This window comes from Micromonospora sp. RP3T, from assembly GCF_003027925.1.
Lineage (GTDB): Bacteria > Actinomycetota > Actinomycetes > Mycobacteriales > Micromonosporaceae > Micromonospora.
Window position 1 is genome coordinate 64,047 of the sequence record NZ_PYPS01000023.1, and the last position, 20,152, is coordinate 84,198.

Annotated in this window: 20 protein-coding genes, 1 tRNA gene, 1 pseudogene and 1 riboswitch; of the genes and pseudogenes, 12 read left to right on the plus strand and 10 right to left on the minus strand. The window is 71.7% G+C overall.

Translation table 11 applies throughout. The annotated features are described in order from the left end of the window. Nucleotides 1–66: 66 nt before the first annotated feature. Complete coding sequence (locus C8054_RS19250; RefSeq protein ID WP_199199843.1) at nucleotides 67–1,068, plus strand: NlpC/P60 family protein; 1,002 nt, start codon at nucleotides 67–69, stop codon at nucleotides 1,066–1,068. Between the two features lie 63 nt (nucleotides 1,069–1,131). On the opposite strand, the gene C8054_RS19255 is transcribed toward C8054_RS19250, so the two are convergent. Then, nucleotides 1,132–3,165, minus strand: coding sequence for an N-acetylmuramoyl-L-alanine amidase (locus C8054_RS19255; protein WP_107158195.1), 2,034 nt, complete (start codon nucleotides 3,163–3,165; stop codon nucleotides 1,132–1,134). A gap of 231 nt (nucleotides 3,166–3,396) precedes the next feature. Continuing rightward, a riboswitch (cyclic di-AMP (ydaO/yuaA leader) is annotated at nucleotides 3,397–3,532 on the plus strand. 13 nt (nucleotides 3,533–3,545) lie between these two features. Between C8054_RS19255 and C8054_RS19260 the strand changes: the two genes are divergently transcribed. Continuing rightward, nucleotides 3,546–4,580 carry an NlpC/P60 family protein gene (locus C8054_RS19260; protein WP_107158196.1) on the plus strand — a complete coding sequence of 345 codons (1,035 nt, stop codon included), beginning with the start codon at nucleotides 3,546–3,548 and terminating at the stop codon, nucleotides 4,578–4,580. Between the two features lie 71 nt (nucleotides 4,581–4,651). Here C8054_RS19260 and dcd read toward each other — a convergent pair whose 3' ends face one another. After that, on the minus strand, nucleotides 4,652–5,230 hold the full coding sequence (gene dcd / locus C8054_RS19265; RefSeq protein WP_107158197.1) for a dCTP deaminase: 579 nt from the start codon (nucleotides 5,228–5,230) through the stop codon (nucleotides 4,652–4,654). A 78-nt stretch (nucleotides 5,231–5,308) separates the two neighbouring features. On the opposite strand from dcd, the gene C8054_RS19270 reads away from it, so the two are divergent. Then, nucleotides 5,309–5,890, plus strand: a complete 582-nt coding sequence (locus C8054_RS19270) for a pyridoxamine 5'-phosphate oxidase family protein (RefSeq protein WP_107158198.1) — start codon at nucleotides 5,309–5,311, stop codon at nucleotides 5,888–5,890. Nucleotides 5,891–5,962: 72 nt separating this feature from the next. On the opposite strand, the gene C8054_RS19275 is transcribed toward C8054_RS19270, so the two are convergent. Beyond that, nucleotides 5,963–6,943: a zinc metalloprotease gene (locus C8054_RS19275; protein WP_107158199.1), complete on the minus strand. Its 981-nt coding sequence runs from the start codon at nucleotides 6,941–6,943 to the stop codon at nucleotides 5,963–5,965. Nucleotides 6,944–7,144: 201 nt separating this feature from the next. On the opposite strand from C8054_RS19275, the gene C8054_RS19280 reads away from it, so the two are divergent. The 3 genes from C8054_RS19280 to C8054_RS19290 all read left to right on the plus strand — a co-directional run bounded on the left by C8054_RS19280 (nucleotide 7,145) and on the right by C8054_RS19290 (nucleotide 9,097). Beyond that, nucleotides 7,145–7,218, plus strand: a tRNA-Gly gene (locus tag C8054_RS19280). Nucleotides 7,219–7,410: 192 nt separating this feature from the next. Continuing rightward, the gene (locus tag C8054_RS19285) at nucleotides 7,411–8,289 is read left to right on the plus strand and encodes a hypothetical protein (protein ID WP_107158200.1); all 879 of its coding nucleotides are present in this window, start codon (nucleotides 7,411–7,413) and stop codon (nucleotides 8,287–8,289) included. Between the two features lie 142 nt (nucleotides 8,290–8,431). Further along, complete coding sequence (locus tag C8054_RS19290; RefSeq protein ID WP_107158244.1) at nucleotides 8,432–9,097, plus strand: Type 1 glutamine amidotransferase-like domain-containing protein; 666 nt, start codon at nucleotides 8,432–8,434, stop codon at nucleotides 9,095–9,097. Nucleotides 9,098–9,136: 39 nt separating this feature from the next. Here C8054_RS19290 and C8054_RS19295 read toward each other — a convergent pair whose 3' ends face one another. Then, entirely contained in the window at nucleotides 9,137–9,463 is a 327-nt protein-coding gene (locus C8054_RS19295) for a DUF6331 family protein (protein WP_107158201.1), read from the minus strand. Beyond that, on the minus strand, nucleotides 9,460–9,996 hold the full coding sequence (locus tag C8054_RS19300; protein ID WP_107158202.1) for a GNAT family N-acetyltransferase: 537 nt from the start codon (nucleotides 9,994–9,996) through the stop codon (nucleotides 9,460–9,462). The genes C8054_RS19295 and C8054_RS19300 overlap by 4 nt, the downstream gene beginning before the upstream one ends. Nucleotides 9,997–10,048: 52 nt before the next feature. Here C8054_RS19300 and C8054_RS19305 point away from each other — a divergent pair. Next, nucleotides 10,049–10,387 (plus strand): annotated as a pseudogene (locus C8054_RS19305) (NUDIX domain-containing protein); the annotation flags it as partial. 69 nt (nucleotides 10,388–10,456) lie between these two features. Here C8054_RS19305 and C8054_RS31750 read toward each other — a convergent pair. Together C8054_RS31750 and C8054_RS19310 are read right to left on the minus strand one after the other, a co-directional pair. Beyond that, on the minus strand, nucleotides 10,457–11,530 hold the full coding sequence (locus C8054_RS31750) for a hypothetical protein (RefSeq protein WP_146179936.1): 1,074 nt from the start codon (nucleotides 11,528–11,530) through the stop codon (nucleotides 10,457–10,459). A 39-nt stretch (nucleotides 11,531–11,569) separates the two neighbouring features. Next, entirely contained in the window at nucleotides 11,570–11,890 is a 321-nt protein-coding gene (locus C8054_RS19310) for a PadR family transcriptional regulator (protein WP_107158245.1), read from the minus strand. 126 nt (nucleotides 11,891–12,016) lie between these two features. On the opposite strand from C8054_RS19310, the gene C8054_RS19315 reads away from it, so the two are divergent. Together C8054_RS19315 and C8054_RS19320 are read left to right on the plus strand one after the other, a co-directional pair. After that, nucleotides 12,017–13,075 carry a MerR family transcriptional regulator gene (locus tag C8054_RS19315; RefSeq protein ID WP_107158203.1) on the plus strand — a complete coding sequence of 353 codons (1,059 nt, stop codon included), beginning with the start codon at nucleotides 12,017–12,019 and terminating at the stop codon, nucleotides 13,073–13,075. Nucleotides 13,076–13,105: 30 nt separating this feature from the next. Then, the gene (locus tag C8054_RS19320; protein WP_107158204.1) at nucleotides 13,106–13,987 is read left to right on the plus strand and encodes an LLM class flavin-dependent oxidoreductase; all 882 of its coding nucleotides are present in this window, start codon (nucleotides 13,106–13,108) and stop codon (nucleotides 13,985–13,987) included. A 34-nt stretch (nucleotides 13,988–14,021) separates the two neighbouring features. Here the strand turns inward: C8054_RS19320 and C8054_RS19325 are convergent, their stop codons facing one another. Genes C8054_RS19325 through C8054_RS19335 form a run of 3 tightly spaced genes read right to left on the minus strand, consistent with a single transcriptional unit; the run spans nucleotide 14,022 to nucleotide 16,058 of the window. Beyond that, nucleotides 14,022–14,432 (minus strand): ASCH domain-containing protein, encoded by a 411-nt coding sequence (locus tag C8054_RS19325; protein WP_107158205.1) that lies wholly within the window; start codon nucleotides 14,430–14,432, stop codon nucleotides 14,022–14,024. Nucleotides 14,433–14,454: 22 nt separating this feature from the next. After that, entirely contained in the window at nucleotides 14,455–15,477 is a 1,023-nt protein-coding gene (locus C8054_RS19330) for a questin oxidase family protein (protein ID WP_107158206.1), read from the minus strand. Nucleotides 15,478–15,518: 41 nt separating this feature from the next. Further along, a complete protein-coding gene (locus tag C8054_RS19335; RefSeq protein WP_107158207.1) occupies nucleotides 15,519–16,058 on the minus strand; it encodes a phosphoribosyltransferase family protein in 540 nt (179 codons plus the stop codon). 168 nt (nucleotides 16,059–16,226) lie between these two features. Here C8054_RS19335 and C8054_RS19340 point away from each other — a divergent pair, with 168 nt between their 5' ends. From C8054_RS19340 to C8054_RS19350, 3 genes are all read left to right on the plus strand, one after another. Next, nucleotides 16,227–16,865, plus strand: a complete 639-nt coding sequence (locus C8054_RS19340) for a septal ring lytic transglycosylase RlpA family protein (RefSeq protein ID WP_107158208.1) — start codon at nucleotides 16,227–16,229, stop codon at nucleotides 16,863–16,865. Between the two features lie 67 nt (nucleotides 16,866–16,932). Further along, nucleotides 16,933–18,060: a PP2C family protein-serine/threonine phosphatase gene (locus C8054_RS19345; protein ID WP_107158209.1), complete on the plus strand. Its 1,128-nt coding sequence runs from the start codon at nucleotides 16,933–16,935 to the stop codon at nucleotides 18,058–18,060. A gap of 116 nt (nucleotides 18,061–18,176) precedes the next feature. Further along, on the plus strand, nucleotides 18,177–20,033 hold the full coding sequence (locus tag C8054_RS19350) for an acyl-CoA dehydrogenase (protein WP_107158210.1): 1,857 nt from the start codon (nucleotides 18,177–18,179) through the stop codon (nucleotides 20,031–20,033). The last annotated feature ends 119 nt before the right edge of the window (nucleotides 20,034–20,152 follow it).

Here is a 20,152-nt window from a genome sequence, read left to right on the forward strand (position 1 = left end):
CCTCGATCTTCCCTCTCGCGAGGCGCCCGCCGGTCGGTTGCAAAGGAGTCCGTGCCGGTGGCAACCATGCCCCCTCAACGTCACGTCCCGAGCGCTTCCTCCGGCCGGCCGGCCGGGGTCCACCGGGTGGTACGCCGTCTCCTCACCCTGGTCGCGGCCGTCGCGGTCGGCGCCGGGATGCTGGCGGCCCCGGCGCACGCGGCGCCCTCGGTGGACGAGATCGACGCGCAGATCGACAAGCAGTGGGAGCAGCTCGAACCCACTATCGAGCAGTACAACAAGGTCAGCGCCCAGCTCAAGGCCGACCAGAAGAAGTCGGTCGAGCTGAAGAAGAAGATGGTCCCGCTGGAGCTGGCCTCGACGCTGGCGATGAACAAGGTCGGCGACATCGCCTCCCGGTACTACATGCGCGGCCCGTCCCAGGAGATGGGCGCGCTGCTGGTGAGCACCAAGCCGGGGACGCTGGCCGAACAGCTCGTCATGCTGGACCGGATCGCCGACGACCAGCGCCGGCAGATCGCCGGCGTGCTCGCGGCCCGCGACAAGTACAACGCGCAGAAGCAGAAGCTGGACGCGTTGATCGCTACCGAGGTCAAGCGGAAGAACGACCTGGCGGCGAAGAAGAAGCAGATCGACTCCGAGATCAAGCGGTTGACCGGGATGCTGCCGGTGACCTCGATCCGCCCGGAGGGCTGCCCCTCGATCGACGGGGTGGTGAGCAGCGCCGCGCGGACCGCGATCAAGACGGCGTGCGCCCAGGTCGGCGACCCGTACGTGTGGGGCGCCACCGGCCCGAACTCGTTCGACTGCTCCGGCCTCACCCAGTACGCGTACAAGGCGGCGGGCATCTCGCTGACCCACTTCACCGGCGCGCAGTGGAACGAGGGCCGGAAGATCTCGGCGAGCGAGGCCCGCCCCGGTGACCTGGTCTTCTTCTTCAGCGACCTGCACCATGTCGGGCTCTACCTGGGCAACGGCCTGATGGTGCACGCGCCACGGACCGGCAAACCGGTCCAGGTGGCCAAGGTGGAGTACATGCCGGTCGCGGGTTACCGCCGACCGTACTGACCCGCGTCACGGCGAAGGCCCCCGGTCCGGAGGACCGGGGGCCTTCCTCCGTCTGGTGGGTCGTCAGCGTGGCGCGCCGAGCGGCGACGGCAGGATCAGCACGTCGTCGAGGTTCACGAACATGATCCGGTGGCCGAACTGGACCTGCACGTAACGGTTCTTGCCGCGGACCACGGTGCGGTCACCGGGGGCGGAGCCGTCGTAGGAGACCGCCCGGTAGTACTCGCCCGGCAGCACACCGCCGACCGCGTACCGCTGGCCGGCCGCGAACGTGTACTGCAGCGGGGAGATGGCCTGGTACGGGATGGTCGCCGGGTAGGCGGCCTGCTCCGGGTAGGCGCGGCCGTACACCGGGACGGTGGCCTTGCCGGGGCGCGGCGTCACCACGAAGCCGGTGCCCCACTTCGCGGTGGGCGCGGCGGCCGGGTTGTGGAACCACGCCTTCTGGCCGAGGTACCAGATCGCGGTCCAGTCGCCCTGGCGGCCGGCCACCGCATACGTCTGTCCGGCGGAGGCACGGGCGCCGTGGTCGGAGATGTACATCGTGTCCGGCGTGCCGTCCGGGCGCAGCCCGAGGTCGTTGACCAGCGGGGCGTCCGCGCTCGGCGCGGTCCGCAGCACCACCGCCGACGAGCCGCGCGACGGGCAGGGCGCGGCCGGCGGGGTGGGCGTCGGGACGCCCGGCGGCTGCTGGTTGCAGCCGACGAACGCGGGCCGGTTGGTGGCGAAGTCCGGGTCGATGGTGACCAGCCCGGTACGCGACGTGCCGGTGGTCCGGAACGGGGCCTTCATCAGGTCGAAGTAGTGCGACCAGTCCCAGTAGGGGCCCGGGTCCCAGTGCATGCCCCCCACGTTCGCGGCGGTGATGCCGGGCACGTTGTCGTGGCCGATGATGTGCTGCCGGTCCATCGGGATGCCGAACTTCTGCGCCAGGTACCGGACCAGCTTGGCCGAGCTGCGGTACATCGCCTCGGTGTACCAGGTGCCCTGCCCGGCGAAGCCTTCGTGCTCCAGGCCGATCGACTTGGCGTTGACGTACCAGTTCCCGGCGTGCCAGCCGACGTCCTTGGCCTTGATGTGCTGGGCGACGTAGCCGTCCACCGACCGCAGCGTGTAGTGCCAGCCCAGGTAGTCGGCACGCTTCACCAGGTCGACGCTGGGGGCGAAGTAGCCCTCGGTGTCGTGGATGACGATGTATTCGATCTTCTGCTGCTTCGGCCGGTCGCCCAGGTCGTGGTTGCCGTAGTCGCCCGGGTCGGCGCTGAGCTGCTCGTAGGGGGCGGGAATCCACTCGCAGGCCAGCCGCACCGGGCACTCCAGCCCGTCCGGCCGCGCGGCGTGACGCAGGCCGAGCCGGGCCAGCCCGGCGCGGTCCGGCTGCGCGGCGGTGGCGGCCAGCGTGACCCGTTGCCCGTCGTCGGTGGTCCGGGCCGCGCCCTGGCCGAGTTGGTCGTAGACCTCGTCGGCGAAGGCCGCCGCCGCGTCGGACGTGTCCGCGCCGGAGTAGCGGGCCACCGCGCCGTACCAGGCCGCGACGTCGCTGCCGGCGCCGACCGGCCCACCCAGTGCCTTCTGGTACGACGCCAGCAGCGCCGCGCCACCGCGGATGTTCGCCGCCGGGTCGGTGCGCAGCGTCTGCGCGTCCAGCCCGGTGAGCGTGGCGGCGGCGTCGAGCGTCTGGAGCGAGGCGGTCGGCAGCGGCGTCTCCCGGGTCGGCGCGGCGGCGGTGGCCGGGTCGAGCCGGAGCGGGCGGGCGTCGTCGCCGCGCGGGTCCTCGTCCTCGTCCACGTGCGCGCTGCCCGACGTGGCCAGCACGTGCGCGGCGTCGGTCAGGTGCATCGGGCCGTAGCCGCCGCTGGTGCTGGGCTGGCCCGGGTGGGTGTCCCACCTCGACTCCAGGTAGGAGACACCGAGCAGCACGTTCTGCGGTACGCCGTACTCGGCCGCCGCGGCAGCGTACTGCTGCTGGCGGTCGCCGGTGGGCCGGCTGGCCTGCGGCGCGGCGCTCACCGGGCCGGTGGTGGCCAGCGCGGTGGCCGCCGCCACGGCGGCGGCGAGCAGGATCCGTCTGCTCGACGGCGGGGCTGAGAGGTGCATCGAACCTCCTGGACAGGGATGGGGGTCACTGCGTTCCACCCTCACTCCGCCCACCCACGAGGGTCAATACCTTTCCGGGCAGTAATCCGACGCGAAAGAAATCTTCATTCGCGTTCGCGCGACGCATCCGGTACGGAGTGTCACGGCCGTTCGGGTTGCGGATCGATAACGGGAATCCTTACTCTGGTCAATCGTCGGCCGCATGTTTCACCGTCCAACCCGGTCGGTGACGGTCCGACACCGCCGAGTCGCCCACGGGCGAACCGGGGACCCAGGTACCTGGGGTGAATCCGCAGCGACTGCGGTAGGGCGCTTCCCTTCCCGCCCGAACCCGTCAGCTAACCCGGTAGGCGGTCAGGCAGAAGGAGTACGGACGCCCGGTGGCCCACCATGCCCCGCGGCCGACGTCGAGCCGGTCCGTCGACCGGTCCGCCGCCGTGCCGCGTTTCCGCTGGTCCCGCTTCACCACCACACTCGCCGCCCTGGTCGGCGCCGCGGTCGTCCTGACCGGTGGCGCGACGGCGGCGCACGCGGAACCCTCGGTCGCCGAGATCGAGGCCCAGATCGACCGCGACTGGAACAAGCTCGAACCCGTCATCGAACAGGTCAACGCCGTCCGCGGGCAGCTCGCGGTGCGCCGCAAGCAGGCCGACGCGCTCGGCAAGCAGATCGCCCCGCTCCAGGCCCGGGTGGACGCCGCGCTCGGCCAGGTCGGCGGGCTCGCCGCCGACGCGTACAAGGGCGACAACCTCTCCACCGTCAACGCGCTGCTGGGCAGCCGTTCGCCGAGTGAGCTGGTCACCGGCCTGGAAATGCTCGACCGCTTCGCGCACCACCAGCAGGAGCAGGTCCGCGACATCGCCGCGCTGCGCGACGAGCTGGCCGCGAAGAAGAAGCCGCTGGACGCGATGGTCGCCGACCTGAGCCGCACCGAGGCCCAGCTCGCGGCGAAGAAGAAGCAGATCGACGCCGAGATCGCCAAGCTCCAGAAGCTGCGGCTCAAGGTGTACGGCAACGGTGGCGGCGGTCCGCTGCGTCCGGCTCCCTGTCCCGCCGGGTACCCCGGTGGCGCGGCCGGGGTGGCGGTCAAGTTCGCCTGCGCCCAGATCGGCAAGATCTACGTGTGGGGCGCGGCCGGCCCGGACCACTTCGACTGCTCGGGCCTGACCATGGCGGCCTGGGCGAAGGCCGGGGTCTCGCTGCCGCACAACGCCCGCCAGCAGCACGACGTGACGAAGCGGGTCAGCCGCGCCGAGCTGCGTGCCGGTGACCTGGTCTTCTACTACGGCGACCTGCACCACGTGGGGATGTACGTCGGAGACGGTTGGGTGGTGCACGCCTCCCAGTCCGGCAAGCCCATCACCATGAAGCGCGTCGACGACGGCGACATCAACAGCTACGGCCGCCCCGGCTGAGGTGTAAGGAGGGGCCCCCTGTTAACGCATTCCGCATAACAGGGGGCCCCTCTTAACAACCACGCTCGGAATCAGCGGGTCGGCCAGGTGCGCCAGCTCTGCCACGACCGGCTCGGCGTCGGGCCGCGCTGACCCTGGTAGCGCGAGCCGTAGACGGCCGAGCCGTACGGGTGCTCGGCCGGCGACGAGAGCCGGAAGATGCAGAGCTGGCCGATCTTCATGCCCGGCCAGAGCGTGATCGGCAGATTCGCCACGTTGGACAGCTCCAGCGTGACGTGGCCGGAGAAGCCCGGGTCGATGAAGCCGGCCGTGGAGTGGGTGAGCAGACCCAGCCGCCCCAGCGAGGACTTGCCCTCCAGGCGGCCCGCCAGTTCCTCGCCCAGCGAGATCACCTCGAGCGTGGAGGCGAGTACGAACTCCCCCGGGTGCAGCACGAACGGCTGCCCCTCGGGAACCTCCACCATCGATGTCAGGTCGTCCTGCTGCAGCGACGGGTCGATGTGGGTGTAGAGATGGTTGTTGAAGACCCGGAACAGCCGGTCCAGGCGTACGTCGATGCTGGACGGCTGTACCAGCGTGGGCTCGAAGGGCTCCAGCGCGAGCGTGCCCGCCTTGATCTCGGAGACCAGGTCGCGGTCGGAGAGCAGCATCGGAACACTCTAGCGACAGACGGTGGTGACCAGCGTGTCGGACTACTTCTTCGTACACGTGTTCGATAGACTGTCGGCATGGCTTCCTGGTCCGAATTCGCCGCCGACGAACCCCGACTCGCGGCCGAGATCCGCCTTCTGATGCAGCAGTACGGGCCGGGCTTCGGCTACCTCGCCACGGTCCGCGCCGACGGTGGCCCACGGGTGCACCCGGTCTCGCCGCTGATCACCGACGATGGTCTCTGGTGCTTCGTCATCGACTCGCCGAAGCGCCGCGACCTCGAACGCGACGGCCGTTACGCGTTGCACTCCTTCCCGCCGGAGGAGAGCGACGACGAGGCTTACCTGGCCGGTCGCGCCGTTCCGGTGACCGATCCGGCGACGGTGGACCGGCTGACCCGGGTCGGCCGGGCGGCGCCGCAGGGTGACTGGCGCCTCTTCGAGTTCTCCGTGGACGTGGCGATGCTGACCCGCCGTGACCCGGTCACCCAGATCGGCGCCGGCCGCCCGGAGATGCGGCTCTGGCTGGACCCGGGAGAGGTCGCACCCGCGTCCGCCACCCCGGCGTCACCATCCCCGGCCGCGGCCCGGCGTGACGCGCTCGTCCCGGACGGCCGCCGTGGTCGGCACGGCTTCGACACCCGCCGACCGGCCGCCTGACCGGGCCCGGAAGACGACGGTGCCGGCCCCGTCCGCAGACGGGGCCGGCACCGGTACGTGGTGCGGAGGCGATCAGGCCGCGCGGTAGGCGTTCCACGCGGTCAGCATGCGGCTCGCCTGGCCGGCGGTGAACTGGTACATGCAGGAGTCGTAGGTGTAGTCCATGAAGTTGGTGATCGGGTCCTTGCCGGTCGTGGAGCAGGTGTCCCGACCGGTCGGGCACTCGTACGCCGGGGAGGCCTCGGCCGGGGTGTCGGAGACGCTGTCCCCCGAGCCCGAGCAGCCGCCCTGGAAGGTGTGGTAGAGGTTCAGCCAGTGGCCGATCTCGTGGGTGCCGGTGTCGCCCTGGTTGTAGTTGGTCGCCGAGCCGCCGGGCAGCGACTCGTTGAGCACGACCACGCCGTCCATCTTGTCAAGCGTCCGCTTCGGGAAGGTCGCCCAGCCCAGCAGGCCGTCGCTGAGCTCACCGAGGTACATGTTCAGCGTGTTCTTGCCGCCCGTGCGCAGCGAGGTCTTCATCGACCGCTCCGCCGAGGAGCCCTGCACGATCGGGTACCACGACGGGTTGGTCACCCGGTTGATCTTCGAGAGCTGGAAGCTGAACGCGGTGGCAGCGCCGCCGGTCGAGCCCGCGTACGCCTGGTTGAGCACGCTGATCTGCTGGGTGATCAACGAGTCCGGGATGTTGCCGCCGGCGCGGGTGCTGTTCTCCTGGATGACGTGCACGACGACCGGGATGGTCACGGTCGCCAGCGGGGTGACGGCGCCGGTCCGGAAGTTGGCCCGCTCGCGCTGCGCGGCGGCGAGGTCGGCCTCGCGGTCGCGAACCTGCTTGGCGGTCAGGTGGTTCGGGTCGAGCTTGGCGTGGCCGCCCTTGGCGACACGGGCGTCGGCGTGGGCGTCGGCCGGCTCGGCGCACACGCCGGCCGGGGCGGCCGAGAAGGCCGAAGCAGCGGGGACGACGCCGACGGCGGCGGTGCTGAGCAGCAGCGCGAGGGTCGACGTCGCGACACCGGCGGTACGCCGGGTCAGCAGGTTGGGACGGAGTCCCATGGGCCCACCTCTTTCTGACGGCGTGCCAGGGGGTGTGTCACGCCGAGTCGGAAACGTGTGGCAGACGTTACATCCCATCGAGAGATTTGAGAACGGCCATATGTTGCCGGCGTGCAACATCCGTTGATCGACCCGGCCGGCCGCCTGGCGGGGGTACCTGGGTGCACGGGGGTGGTGACCTCAGGTACAGTGGTGCCGCTCGCGGGTGTAGTTCAATGGCAGAACATCAGCTTCCCAAGCTGACAGTGCGGGTTCGATTCCCGTCACCCGCTCCACGCACGGAAGCCCTGGTCAGGACCACGTCCCGCCAGGGCTTCCGCGTCTCCAGGGGCTCCGAGGCGGCCGACGGGTCACCGGATCGGCCTCGCTGCTGGGGGCACGCAGGCTCGACATGGATGTCGATCAGATCGTGTGGGCTGGACATCCAGCCGACCTGCCGACGCGTGCTCCGTTGGCAGAGTAGAGGGGTGGATGAGGATCCGCTCAAGGACTACTGGGGATCGTGGGACGACACCTACAGCCGGTTGCGCCTCGCGCTCGACGCCAGTCCCATGGTGAATCGGTACCGCCTTCCCGTCCCGGCGGGGCTGAATGCCGACTGGTTCGAAAGCGTCGGCGACCACCTCATCACGGCCGACTACTTTCTGCAGTGCGACGGCCCCCTGGACCCCTGGCAGAAGATCGATCCCACCTTCAAACGGAGCGCCGGCCGAACCCTGGCCATCTCACACACGTGGAGCTTCCGGGAACATCCCGACCAGTGGCCGGCCGAGGTCGACAAAAACGGTGTCCTGGTCTATCCGCAGCTCTACTTCCTCCAGACGCTTGCCCACGCGAACCCGGACTGCGTCTTCTTCTACGACTACTGCAGCCTCCCACAGCCGGACCGCACCCCCGAGGAAGAAGCCATCTTCATCAAGGGCCTACGTGACACCGCCCGGCTGTATTCGTCCTGCCAGGTGGTGCAGTTCGCGACAGACGACCTCTACTTCGAACGGGCCTGGTGTCTGCTGGAGACGTTCTGCCACCTGTTCTCGAAGAATGACCGCGCACTCGCGGTCGTGTCGTTCGACAATCCCGCCTTCGTCACCTGCCTCTGCCAACTCATCGAAGGCGCGAAGTACGCCGAGGAGAACGATTCCTCGTTCGGCGGCTGGCGCGAACGGCTGATCGGCATGGTGCGCGACGGCAAGGTCACGGTCCCGCGGGACAAGGAATTCGTGCTGGAGATGATGGCATCGCTGGATCTCGGCGACTACACCGGGATCGACACGGAGGACCGAGGCTGCATTGATTGGATCAATCCTCGCGGCGTGATGCGACTGTCCGGCCTGAACATCACTTGAACCGCAGGAGCATGCCGCAGGTCAGGCGGCTGGCCGCCGGTCTCGACGAAACGCACGTCGACACGGGACGGCGAGCGGGCGTCGAACTCGCGGTCAGGGGACTATTCTCCGGGGACTGACGAAGATCCATCGGGGGATGATCTTGAAGATTCTTCTCACGTCCGCGGGCATCAAGAACGCGAGCATCCAGGACGAGCTGGTCGGCCTCCTGGGCAAACCGATCGCCGACGCCAACGCCCTATGCATTCCGACCGCCGGATACGCCATGGGCGGTCCCGCCGGGGCGTGGCGCTTCATCACCGGTCAATCCGTCATACCGATGTGCGAGTTGGGCTGGAAGTCGTTGGGGGTGCTGGAACTGACCGCGTTGCCCAGCGTCGGTGAAGATTGCTGGGTGCCCTGGATCCGGGAGGCGGACGCCCTGCTGGTGGGCGGCGGGGACGCCCTGTATCTGAGCCACTGGATGCGGCAGTCCGGGCTGGCGGAACTGCTGCCGTCGCTGGATGCGGTCTGGGTGGGGGCGAGCGCCGGCAGCATGGTGATGGCCCCCCGGGTCGGGGCCGAATTCGTCGCCTGGACCCCACCCGGCGGGACCGACGAGGCGTTGGGCGTGGTCGACTTCTCGATCTTCCCGCACCTGGATCACCCGGACCTGCCGGAGAACACCATGGCCGAGGCCGAGAAGTGGGCCGCCGGCATGTCGGGTCCGGCATACGCGATCGACGACTCAACAGCCATCACCGTGATCGACGGCAGCGTCGAGGTCGTCACCGAGGGGCACTGGAAGCTGTTCCCGGCACAGTCGTGACGACAGGCGATCGCCGTGCCGCGGGGCCGGATCGCGGTTTCAGGACCGATGCCGGCGCGCCAATCCCGCCTCCAACTCGGCCAGGAGGTCCAGCAACTCATCCCGCGCGGCGTCGTCGTGCGTGCGGTGGTTCAGGAACGTCGACGTGACGACGTGCGAGCGGTCCCGGACGACCTCCACCAACGCGGCGAGCTGACGCCGAGCCTCGGCCACCGCGTCCGGCCCCACCCGACGGCCCCAGGCCGCGACGAGAGCGGGATCGGTGGAGAGGGCGTCGATCCCGCAGCACAGACGGACGCACTCGACCTCGCAGTGGTCGAGGCAGCCGCTCAGGGGCGACGGGACGTCGACCGACACCTCCCTCACCGCTGATCCCTCCGGGGCGTGCCGCCTACCTGAGGACGCTGCTCCGGAGTCGGGTGCAGGTCGAGGACGTGTCGCAGCCCCGGCTCCCCATTGAGCACCACCGCACCGGCCGCCACGAACCCGGTCCGTCGGAGCACCGCCAGGGACGCCGGGTTCGCCAGCGCCGCGTCGGCGACCAGCCGGCGCAGCCCGTACCCGTCGCGGGCCAGCTCGCTGACCCGCCGTACGCCGTGCTGCGCGAGGCCGCGTCCGGCGGCGCGTTCGGCCACCCGGTAGCCCAGCTCGGCGCTGCCGCTGGCCACGTCGACCAGGTTGAACCGCCCGAGCACGAAACCGTCGTCGTCGACCAGCACGTGGAAGTGGCAGATGCCGCGGTCCTGCTCGTCCAGCAGGGCGGCGAGCCGGTCGGCGAACAGGTCGAAGTAGTCGTCGCCGCGGTCGGGCACGTAGCGGGCGAAGTAGGCCCGGTTCTCCCGCTCGAACCGGTACAGCACGTAGGCGTGATGAGTGGCGAGTCGTTCGAGTTCCGGCACCGGGCCAGGCTAGTCGCCGGCGTCCGTCGTACCCGGGTGGCAGCATCGCGGGATGCGCGACGAGATCCGGGCCCTGGTCGAGGCGTTGGCGCCGGGCGACGAGCAGGAGGCCCGGCACCGCGCGGCGGCGTCGGTCTGGCTGGCCGGTACGGAGGACATCTTCCGCCGGGTCAAACCGCGCACCCCGTCGCCGCACCTGGTCGCCTACTTCCTGCTCCGCGACCCGTCCGACGGCGCGGTGCTGCTGGTCGACCATCGCAACGCCGGCAGGTGGCTGCCCAGCGGCGGTCACGTCGAGCCGGGCGAGCACCCCGTGCACACCGTGCGCCGCGAGCTGCGGGAGGAGTTGGGCGTACCAGCGGTCTTCGCGCCGCCGTTCGGCGAGCGACCGGCGTTCCTCACCGTCACCGAGACGGTCGGCCCGCCTGAGCAGCGCACCTGGGCCGGATGCTGGCCAAGCTTACCCAGGGCTGAGCGTCAGCGGATGCGGCTCGCGGCGCGGCACGAGCGCGATGGTCGACAGCGTCGCCGCGCCGGCCAGGCCGACCAGGAAGAACAGCGAGAGCGCCGGCTGACCGAGCCACTCCCAGAGCGGATGCCAGCTCGGATGCGGTTCGTCCAGGTGGTGCCCGACCAGGGAGGGGGTGGCGAGCACCGCGGGCGTCCACCAGAGGACGAGGGTGATGCCGAGCAGTAGTGGCACGCCACGTCGACCGTCGGTGCGCCGGCTCGCCCAGCCGAAGGCCAGCCAGGCCAGGGCGCCGCCGACCAGCCCGGCGAGAGCGGCGGCGGGGACCACGGCGGGCGGCGTCGTCCGCTGAACCTCCACCGAGAGGTACGAACCGTAGGTGTCGGGGTCGTTGAAGGTGGCCCGCAGGACGGTGTCGCCGCGCCGGGCGACCAGCACGGTCTCGACCGGCTCGCCGGCCTGGCGGCAACTGGCGGCATCGCAGGTCCGGAGCACGGTCGAGGTCGGCTCGGACACCTGCCACCCGTCGGCCTCCAGGCGTCGCACGGCAGTGGTCAGCGTGCGGTCCGGGGGCGTCGGCATCGGGCCGGATGCTGATCCGGATGCCGAGCCCTCCTGGTATTCGCCACCGTCACCGAGGACGAGCCCACGCCACTGGCTGAGTCGCAGCGGCTGGTTGTAGTAGACGAAGAGCGCGGGCGCGGTCGACACGTCGTCGCTCAGCCGGTGGCCGGGGAACGCCTCGGTGAAGACGGCGGTGAACTCGGCCCGGTCGGGCTGCGGCCGGGACGTCTCCCAGGCGAGCCGGGCGGCGAGCGCGGCGGTGAACAGTCCGCAGATCAACGCCGTCAGCACCGCCCAGACGCCGACGGTACGGCTCGCGGGCCGGCCGAGCCGGCAGCGGAGCCCACCGCGGACCAGGTCGGCGGCCTCGCGGAGCGTGGGTCGGGTTCGCCCGGGTGGCGCCGAGTCCAGCAGGAGTCCCAGGATCTCCGGGCCGCGTTCCCGCCGGTAGGCGCGGGGGTAGGCGAGGAGCAACCGCCGGTACTGGTGGGCGAGCGACATGGTCTCCCCTACGGTCTGCGGTGCGGGCGGGAGGCAGCTTCAGGCGGTGCGGGGGCGCAGGGCCCGCAGCCGGGTCTCGGCGACGGTGGCGAGTTGGCGTAGCCGGCCGGTCTCGACGGTGAGCGCGTCGAGACCGGCCGCGGTGAGGCGGTAGTAGCGACGCAGCCGGCCGTCCACCACCTCTTCGCGGTCCGGTTCGACGAGGCGCTGGGCGGTGAGCCGGTCCAGCGCGGTGTAGAGCGTGCCCGGCAGCAGGCTCACCCGCCCGGCGGAGAGCGTGGCGACCTCCTGGGTGATGCCGTAGCCGTGCCTCGGCCCGCCGGCGAGCGAGGTGAGGATCAGGAACGTCGGCTCCCGCATCTGGGTCATGTCGACAACATATATAAGTCTTCGATATATGGTCAACGCTCTTGACCCGTCCCCTGCGGCAAGCCGCACCGTGGTCCGGGCCGGCCCACCGGGGGCCGGCGCGAGGAGGAGAGCGACGTGCGGCTGCTGACCATCGGGGCGTTCGCCCGCGCGGCCGGACTGACCGCCAAGGCGCTGCGCGTCTACGACGACTGCGGGCTGCTGCCGCCGTCCGCCGTGGACCCGCACTCCGGTTACCGCTACTACGCGCCGGAGCAGCTCGACCGGGCGCGGCTGATCGCCGCGCTGCGCCGGGCCGGCATGCCGTTGGCCGAGGTCCGGGCCGTCTGCGCGCTGCCGCCGCCGGCCGCCGCCGAGGCGCTCGACGCCTGGTGGCAGCGGGTCAGCGCGCATACCGCCGCCCGCGCGCGGACCGTCGCGCTCCTCGTCGACCAGCTCACCGAGAGGGGCACCACCATGTCCGAGAACACCACCTTCCGGTACGCGGCGCGCTGCGAGACCGGCACGGTCCGCGACTCCAACGAGGACGTCGCGTACGCCGGCGACACGCTGCTCGCGGTCGCCGATGGCGTACGCGGTCCGGGCGGGTCGACCGCCAGCGCGGCAGCGGTGGACGCGCTGCGGCCGTTGGCGGCGGCCGACGCGCCGGCGGGCGATCTGCTCGCCGCGCTGGGCGACGCGGTGAGCCGGGCCGACCGGGCGGTACGCGCGCAGGCCACCGACGCGAACCGGCCGGCCAGCACGCTCACCGCGATCGTCCGGCGGGGCACCCGACTCGCCCTGGTGCACGTCGGGGACACCCGGGCCTACCTGCTGCGGGGCGGCGAGCTGTCCCGGCTCACCCAGGACCACACGTACGTGCAGACGCTCGTCGACCAGGGGCGGCTCACGCCGGCCGAGGCCGGGGCGCACCCGCAGCGGGCGCTGCTGGCCCGGGCGCTGGGCGCGGGCGGCGAGGTGGAGGCGGACCTGGCGCTGCGGACCGCGGTGCCCGGTGACCGCTACCTGCTCTGCTCGGACGGCCTCGCCGCGGTGGTCGACCCGGGCGCGCTGCACGCCGCGCTGGCCGGGGCGGACGACCCGGAGACCGCCGTCGGGGACCTGGTCGATCTCGCGTACGCGGCGGGCGCGCCGGACAACATCGCCTGTGTGGTGGCCGATCTGGTGACCACGTAGCGGAACGGTCCGGGCCGTACGCTGGGGATCATGCGGATTGGCATCGTGATCCTGCCGGACCAACGCTGGTCGGAGGCGCGCCGGCGGTGGGCGCAGGCGGACGAGTGGGGCTTCGACCACGCCTGGACGTACGACCACCTGGGCTGGCGTGACCTGGTCGACGGGCCGTGGTTCGACTCCTGGACGACCCTGACCGCGGCGGCCTCGGTGACCTCCCGGGTCCGGCTCGGCACGCTGGTGGCCTCGCCGAACTTCCGCCATCCGGCGGCGTTCGCCCGGCAGGTGACCGCGTTGGACGACGTCTCCGGCGGGCGGGTGCTGCTCGGGCTGGGCGCGGGCGGTATCGGCTTCGACTCGGCCGTGCTCGGCGGCGAGACGCTGCCGCCCCGGCAGCGGGTCGACCGGTTCGCGGAGTTCACCGAACTGCTCGACCTGATCCTGCGCGAGGACGGCACGACCTGGCGCGGGGAGTGGTTCGCGGCGGTGGACGCCCGCAACAACCCCGGCTGCGTCCAGCAGCCCCGGGTGCCGTTCGTGCTGGCCGCGAACGGTCCCCGGTCGATGCGCCTGGTCGCCCGGTTCGGGCAGGGCTGGGTGACCACCGGCCTCGACGGTGACGACCTGGCGGGCTGGTGGGACACGGTGGCCGAGCTGTCCGACCGGATGACGCGGACGCTGGAACAGGCCGGCCGGGACCCGGCCACGCTGGACCGCTACCTCTCGCTCGACTCGGCTCCGGTCTTCTCGCTGACCAGCGCGGACTTCCTCGCGGAGCAGGCGGCTCGGGCGGCCCGGCTGGGCTTCACCGACGTGATCACGCACTGGCCCCGGGCCAGCAGTTGGTACGCCGGCGACGAGGCGGTGCTGACCGAGGCGGCGGCGTTGCTGCCGGAGCTGCGCCGGGTCGGCTAGGTGTTAGGCGGGGGCCCCGCTTATGCAGAATGCGTTAAGCGGGGCCCCCGCCTTCACACACCAGCCGGAAGCGGAGACAGACGATGCGGCTGTCGTCGGTGACCGGGGTGCCCTGCCGCGCCCAGTAGGCGCCGTGGCCGGCCCGCCACTCCTCGATCGACCGGTCGCCCTCGCCCTCGGCGCGGGCGAAGTCCCACGGCACGTCCGCGAAGCGGACCACCTCGACGCCGGTGATCTCGACCACGCCCACCTGCGCGTCGTGGTCGTCGACGAGCGCCAGCCGTTCACCGACGTGCTCCAGCTCCTCGTGCTCGTCGGCGTACTCGCCGATCAACCCGGCGGTGGCGGTCTTCGCGCCGCTGAGCACGAGCGTGTTCAGTCTGGTGCGCAGCTCGCCGGGGGTGCCGAGGGCGAGCGCGCGCAGTCCACCGATCCGGGGCCACATGCCCCGGAGGTTACGGCACCGGTCAGATCAGCCGGCCGGCGTGGCCGGGCGCGGCCAGCACCCGTTCGTCGCCGGTGGCCGCGTACGCCTCCAGCGCCGCGTCGGCCAGCTTCACCACGTGTTCGTCGCCGTGCCGGGCGGCCCGGGCGAACACCTCGGCCGGTTCGGTGGGCCCGTCGACAGGCGTGGCGGCGGTCGGCGCGGGTGCGGCGTACACCGAGGTCACGGCCGCCGTCGCGGCCCAGGCCGCGGCGACGCTCGGCGCCCGCAGCGCCGGGTCCAGAGCCGGCAGGGTACGCAGCACCGCGGTCGGCGCGGTGACCGCGTGCACCAGCATCACCGGCTCGCCGTGCCCGAACCGCAGGTAGTCCAGCGCGGCGCGGTGCACCACGTCGGTGAGCGTGCGGGCCGCGCGCTCCGGGTCGGCCGGTGGACGCAGCGCGGTGACCGCTGTCGACCATCCGGGCTCCCCGGTCAGCCGACCGAGTCGCTCCCGGATGCCGCCGCTGCGGTCCCCTATCCGGGGCACCCCGGCCAGCGCGGCGGCGGCGTCGGCGTGGCCGGTGAGCGGGCCGGCGCCGGGGACCGGCTGCCAGCGGGCCGCCCAGTAGCCGAGTGCTTGGCCCAGCTCGGCGCGGCGCTCCGGCGTCTCCCCGTCGGTGTGCAGCACCCGCACCGCGTGTCCGACCCGGATCACACCATGGGTGGCCCCGGCCGCGATCCCGGGCAGCAGCCGGGGCCACCATTCGCCGAGCACCTCCCGCCACGGCCGGTCGCGCAGCTCGCGGTCGAAGTGGTCGAGCCAGTCGCCGGCCCGCTTCGGGTCACCGAGCGCGGCCCGCCAGTCGTCGATCGGCCGCAGTCCACGGGGCAGGTCGTCGAGCCGGCGCAGGTAGCCGTCGAGCCAGCGGTGCACGCGGGCGCCCTGCCCGTGTCGGACCAACGCCTCGGCGGCCATCGGCCCGTGGTTGGAGAGCCAGCCCTCGAACTCGGGGCCGGTGCGGTGCAGTCGGTGGTATGCCTCGTCGAGGATGCCGTCGTCCATCCGCCGATGGTCGGGGTTGAAGCGAGCTTGAGGTCAACCCCTCAGGGCAGGTCGTCACCCGTGAGCAGCGCGCGAACCCGCAGCCGTTCGCCGACGTCCGGCGGGCAGGTGGCGACCAGCGCGGCGGCGCCGACCGGCTCGGCGTCGGCGTCGCGTACCAGCCGGCACAGCGCGTCCAGTTGCGCGCCGGTGTCGACCCAGTCGTCCACCAGCAGTACCCGGTCGCCGGGGCCGAGCCGCCGGCCGTCCACGCCGATCCGCAGCCGCTGCCCCCGGTGGTCCGGCGGGGTCCCGGCCCACCGCGTCGGTCCGATCCGGCGTCGCTCGCCACCATCCTTGTACGCGGGCAGGAACCCGGCGCCGGCGGCCACCGCGACCAGCGGGCCGAGCAGCAGCCCGGTCACCTCGGGGGCGACCACCACTGTCGGGCGCGCGTCGGGGAAGAGGCCGGCCAGCGCCGGCCCTACCTCGGCGAGCACCTCGGGATCACGCCACCAGCCGGAGAGGTCGCTGACCAGGTGGCTGCTGTCCGGCCCGGGGTCGGCCCAGCGGAACAGTTCGGCCAGGCGACGGTTCAGCACGCCTCCATCCTGCCCAACCCGTCCACCGTTCGGCCCAACGGCCGTGGCTTGATCGGCTACACGTACCACGGCAAATGCGGCCATACCACCATGATCACGTTGACTTCGGAAGTGCTTCTCTCGTTACGGTCCGGGCCGGTTTGTTGAGTTGACGAAAGGACCGGCCCGGTGGCTGCTAGGCACCTTCGTACCCGCAGATTGTTCTCCTCGCCGGCCGGCATCGCCGCCACCGCGGCGGTCGGCGTGGCGCTCGCGGTCGGCGGCACCGTCGGCGCGGTGCAGCTCACCGCCGCCGATCCGCCCGCCGCGCCGGCCCCCCTGCTCGAGGCACCGCCCAGCACGGCGGTCCCCACCTCGGCCGCGCCGTCGCCGAGCGCCTCCGCCACCGCGAGCCGGAGCCCGTCGCCGAAGGCCACCCCGAGCCCGAAGCCGACCCGCACCCAGCCGGCGTCCCGGGGCAAGGCCCGGACCGCGGCGCCGAAGCCGACCGCGACGAAGAAGAAGACCGCCGCCCCGAAGGTGGTGGAGAGCGGTTCCTGCGGCGCGTCCTTCTACGACGAGGGCCAGATGACCGCGAACGGCGAGACGTTCGACCCGGACGCGCTGACGGCCGCGCACAAGACGCTGCCGTTCAATACCAGGGTGCGCGTCACCAACCCGGCCAACGGCAAGTCGGTGGTGGTCCGGATCAACGACCGGGGCCCGTACATCGACGGCCGGTGCATCGACCTGTCCCGCGCCGCGTTCGCGGCCATCGCCTCGACCGGTCTCGGCGAGGTGGACGTCCGCTACGAGGTGCTCGGCTGACAGCCGGTCCGGCAGAACTTCCGCGACGGACGGGCCGCGTTCGTTCTCCGGTTCACATCCATCAGGCATGCTGTCCGATGTACGTACGCAACCCTTCCAGCCGGGCCGCGGCCCGCTGAGCCCCGGATCCCGCGCCGGTCTCGGCGCGGCCCTCGCGCTGCTCGCGATCGTGTCGGCGGCGGAGGCGGCGGACGGTCGGCCGGTGCACTACCTCGCGCTGATGGCCGCCGCGCCCGTCCTCGCCGGCGCGCTGGCCTCCTGGCGGGTGGTGCTGGCCGTGGGGGCGCTGGCCACCGCGGCCGGGGTCGCCTTCGCCGCGGCCGAGAAGGGCATGCCGCTGGTGACCACCGTCAGCGTGGCCGCCATCGTGCTGGCCACCGCGATCTCCGCCGCCACGGCGGCCGTGCGGCAGCGTCAGACGGAGCGCATCGCCGAGCTGACCCGGCTCGCCGCGGTCGCCCAGCAGGCGGTGCTGCGTCCGCTCGGTCCGCAGGTCGGCACGCTGGCGGTGGCCGCGCGCTACATCTCCTCCACGGCCACCGCCGAGATCGGCGGCGACCTGTACGAGGTGATGGACACCCCGTACGGCGTCCGGATGATCATCGGGGACGTCCGCGGGAAGGGGCTGGACGCGGTCCGGCTGGCCAGCATCGTGCTCGGTTCCTACCGGCACGTGGCCTACGAGCGGGCCGATCTGCGCGCGGTGGTGACCGACCTGGACCGGGCGGTGGCCCGCAACGTCGGCGACGAGGACTTCGTCACCGCCGCGCTGGTCGAGGAGCGCGGCGGCACGCTCACCATCGTCAACTGTGGACATCCGCCGCCGCTGTTGCTGCGCCGCGGCGCGGTGATCCCACTGGAACCGCCGGCCCCGGCGCCGCCGCTGGGCTTCATGCCGGTGGTCCGGCCCCGGGTGGAACGGCTGGAGCCGGGCGACCGGCTGCTGCTGTTCACCGACGGGCTGGGCGAGGCCCGGCGGGACGGCGAGTTCTTCCCGACCGCCGACCGCGCCTGGCGGCTGCTCGGTCACGGGACGGTCGGCGACGGGCTCGCCTCGCTGGAGACCGCCCTGGTCGAGTGGGTGCAGGACCGGCTCGACGACGACATCGCGCTGGTCCTGATGGAGTACACCGGCCCGCGCAGCGCGGCGGCGGCCCCGGTGCCGAGTTGGGAGGTCGGCGCCGCCGACGGGTGAATGGGAAGTGTGTAATCGCTGTCACTTCCGAGATCGGGTTGTCGTTGCCTACCGGTGAGTAATACAGTCTGGAGTTACTGATCGGTAACACCTGTCCGGAAGCGGGGCCAGCGAGCATGACCCACTACAAGAGCAACCTTCGGGACCTCGAGTTCAACCTGTTCGAGGTGTTCGGGGCGGACCGGACGTTCGGCCAGGAGCCGTACACGGACCTGGACGTCGACACCGCCCGTAGCTTCCTCTCCGAGGTCGACCGCCTGGCCCGCGAGGACCTCGCCGCCAGCTATTCCGACAGCGACCGCAACCCGCCGGTCTTCGACCCGGCGACGCACACCGCGCCGCTGCCCGAGTCGTTCAAGAAGTCGTACCAGGCGTTCATGGACTCCGAGTTCTGGCGGCTCGACCTGCCGGAGGCGCTCGGCGGCACGAACGCCCCCCGCGCGCTCTGGTGGTCCCTGGCCGAGCTGGTGCTCGGCGCCAACGCCCCGGTCTGGATGTACGCCTCCGGCCCCTCGTTCGCACACGTGCTGCACGTCGAGGGCACCGAGGAGCAGCGGAAGTGGGCTCGGCTGTTCATCGAGAAGCAGTGGGGCTCGACCATGGTGCTGACCGAGCCGGACGCCGGCTCGGACGTGGGCGCCGGTCGCACCCGGGCGGTCCAGCAGCCGGACGGCACGTGGCACATCGAGGGCGTCAAGCGCTTCATCACCTCCGGCGAGCACGACCTGAGCGACAACATCGTCCACTACGTGCTGGCCCGTCCGGTCGGCGTGGAGGGCGTCGGTGGCCCCGGCACCAAGGGCCTGTCCCTCTTCGTGGTGCCGAAGTTCCACTTCGACGCCGAGACCGGTGAGCTGGGCGAGCGCAACGGCGTCTACGCCACCAACGTCGAGCACAAGATGGGCCTGAAGGTCTCCAACACCTGCGAGGTGACCTTCGGCGAGCACGGCGTACCGGCCAAGGGTTGGCTGCTGGGCGAGAAGCACGACGGCATTCGCCAGATGTTCATGATTATCGAGTATGCCCGGATGATGGTCGGCACCAAGGCCATCGCCACGCTCTCCACCGGCTACCTGAACGCGCTGGAGTACGCCAAGAACCGCGTGCAGGGCGCCGACCTGATCCAGCAGGCCGACAAGACCGCGCCGCGGGTGACCATCACCCACCACCCGGACGTGCGCCGCTCGCTGCTGATGCAGAAGTCGTACGCCGAGGGCCTGCGCGCGCTGGTCTGCTACACCGCGAGCTGGCAGGACAAGGTCGCGCTCGCCGAGGCGGCCGGCGACGAGAAGGCCACCAGGCTGGCCAAGCGGGTCAACGACCTGCTGCTGCCGCTGGTCAAGGGCGTCGGCTCGGAGCGGGCGTACGAGCTGCTCGGGCACGAGTCGCTCCAGACGTTCGGCGGCTCCGGCTTCCTCCAGGACTACCCGCTGGAGCAGTACGTCCGGGACGCCAAGATCGACACCCTGTACGAGGGCACCACGGCCATCCAGAGCCTCGACCTGATCTTCCGGAAGATCGTCCGGGACAACGGCAAGGCGCTGATGGCGGTCGCCGGGGAGATCCAGGAGCACATCGCCTCCGAGGCCGGCAACGGCCAGCTCAAGGAGGAGCGGCAGGCGCTCGGCAAGGCGCTCGCCGAGATCCAGAACATGATCGGCGTGATGACCGGGTGGCTGGGCGAGGCCCAGGCCGGCGACGCCCGCGCGCTCTACAAGGTCGGCCTGAGCAGCCGCCGGTTCCTGCTCGCGATCGGCGACCTGGTGGTCGGCTGGCTGCTCCAGAAGCAGGCGGACGTGGCGTTGAAGGCGCTGGCCGGTGAGGTCTCCGCCAGCGACAAGGCGTTCTACACCGGCAAGGTGGCCGCCGCCCGCTTCTTCGCCCGCGAGGTGCTGCCCCGCATCGGCGCCGACCGACGGATCATCGAGGGTGCCGACCTGGAGATCATGGACCTTCCGGAGGAGGCGTTCTAAGCCCTCACGGGTACTTCCTCCCCTTTCACCTCGACGGCCGGTGGGCGACAGCCCGCCGGCCGCCGTCGTTGGTGGCGCCGGAGGTGGATAGGCCGGCCGGTGGGCGGGTAACCGTCGCG

Bases quoted from the DNA above. Each gene is read 5' to 3' on its own strand.
- C8054_RS19250 (WP_199199843.1), top strand. From the start codon at position 67: ATGCCCCCTCAACGTCACGTCCCGAGCGCTTCCTCCGGCCGGCCGGCC.
- C8054_RS19255 (WP_107158195.1), bottom strand. From the start codon at position 3,165: ATGCACCTCTCAGCCCCGCCGTCGAGCAGACGGATCCTGCTCGCCGCC.
- dcd (WP_107158197.1), bottom strand. From the start codon at position 5,230: ATGCTGCTCTCCGACCGCGACCTGGTCTCCGAGATCAAGGCGGGCACG.
- C8054_RS19270 (WP_107158198.1), top strand. From the start codon at position 5,309: ATGGCTTCCTGGTCCGAATTCGCCGCCGACGAACCCCGACTCGCGGCC.
- C8054_RS19275 (WP_107158199.1), bottom strand. From the start codon at position 6,943: ATGGGACTCCGTCCCAACCTGCTGACCCGGCGTACCGCCGGTGTCGCG.
- C8054_RS31750 (WP_146179936.1), bottom strand. From the start codon at position 11,530: ATGTCGCTCGCCCACCAGTACCGGCGGTTGCTCCTCGCCTACCCCCGC.
- C8054_RS19310 (WP_107158245.1), bottom strand. From the start codon at position 11,890: ATGCGGGAGCCGACGTTCCTGATCCTCACCTCGCTCGCCGGCGGGCCG.
- C8054_RS19320 (WP_107158204.1), top strand. From the start codon at position 13,106: ATGCGGATTGGCATCGTGATCCTGCCGGACCAACGCTGGTCGGAGGCG.
- C8054_RS19325 (WP_107158205.1), bottom strand. From the start codon at position 14,432: ATGTGGCCCCGGATCGGTGGACTGCGCGCGCTCGCCCTCGGCACCCCC.
- C8054_RS19330 (WP_107158206.1), bottom strand. From the start codon at position 15,477: ATGGACGACGGCATCCTCGACGAGGCATACCACCGACTGCACCGCACC.
- C8054_RS19345 (WP_107158209.1), top strand. From the start codon at position 16,933: ATGCTGTCCGATGTACGTACGCAACCCTTCCAGCCGGGCCGCGGCCCG.
- C8054_RS19350 (WP_107158210.1), top strand. From the start codon at position 18,177: ATGACCCACTACAAGAGCAACCTTCGGGACCTCGAGTTCAACCTGTTC.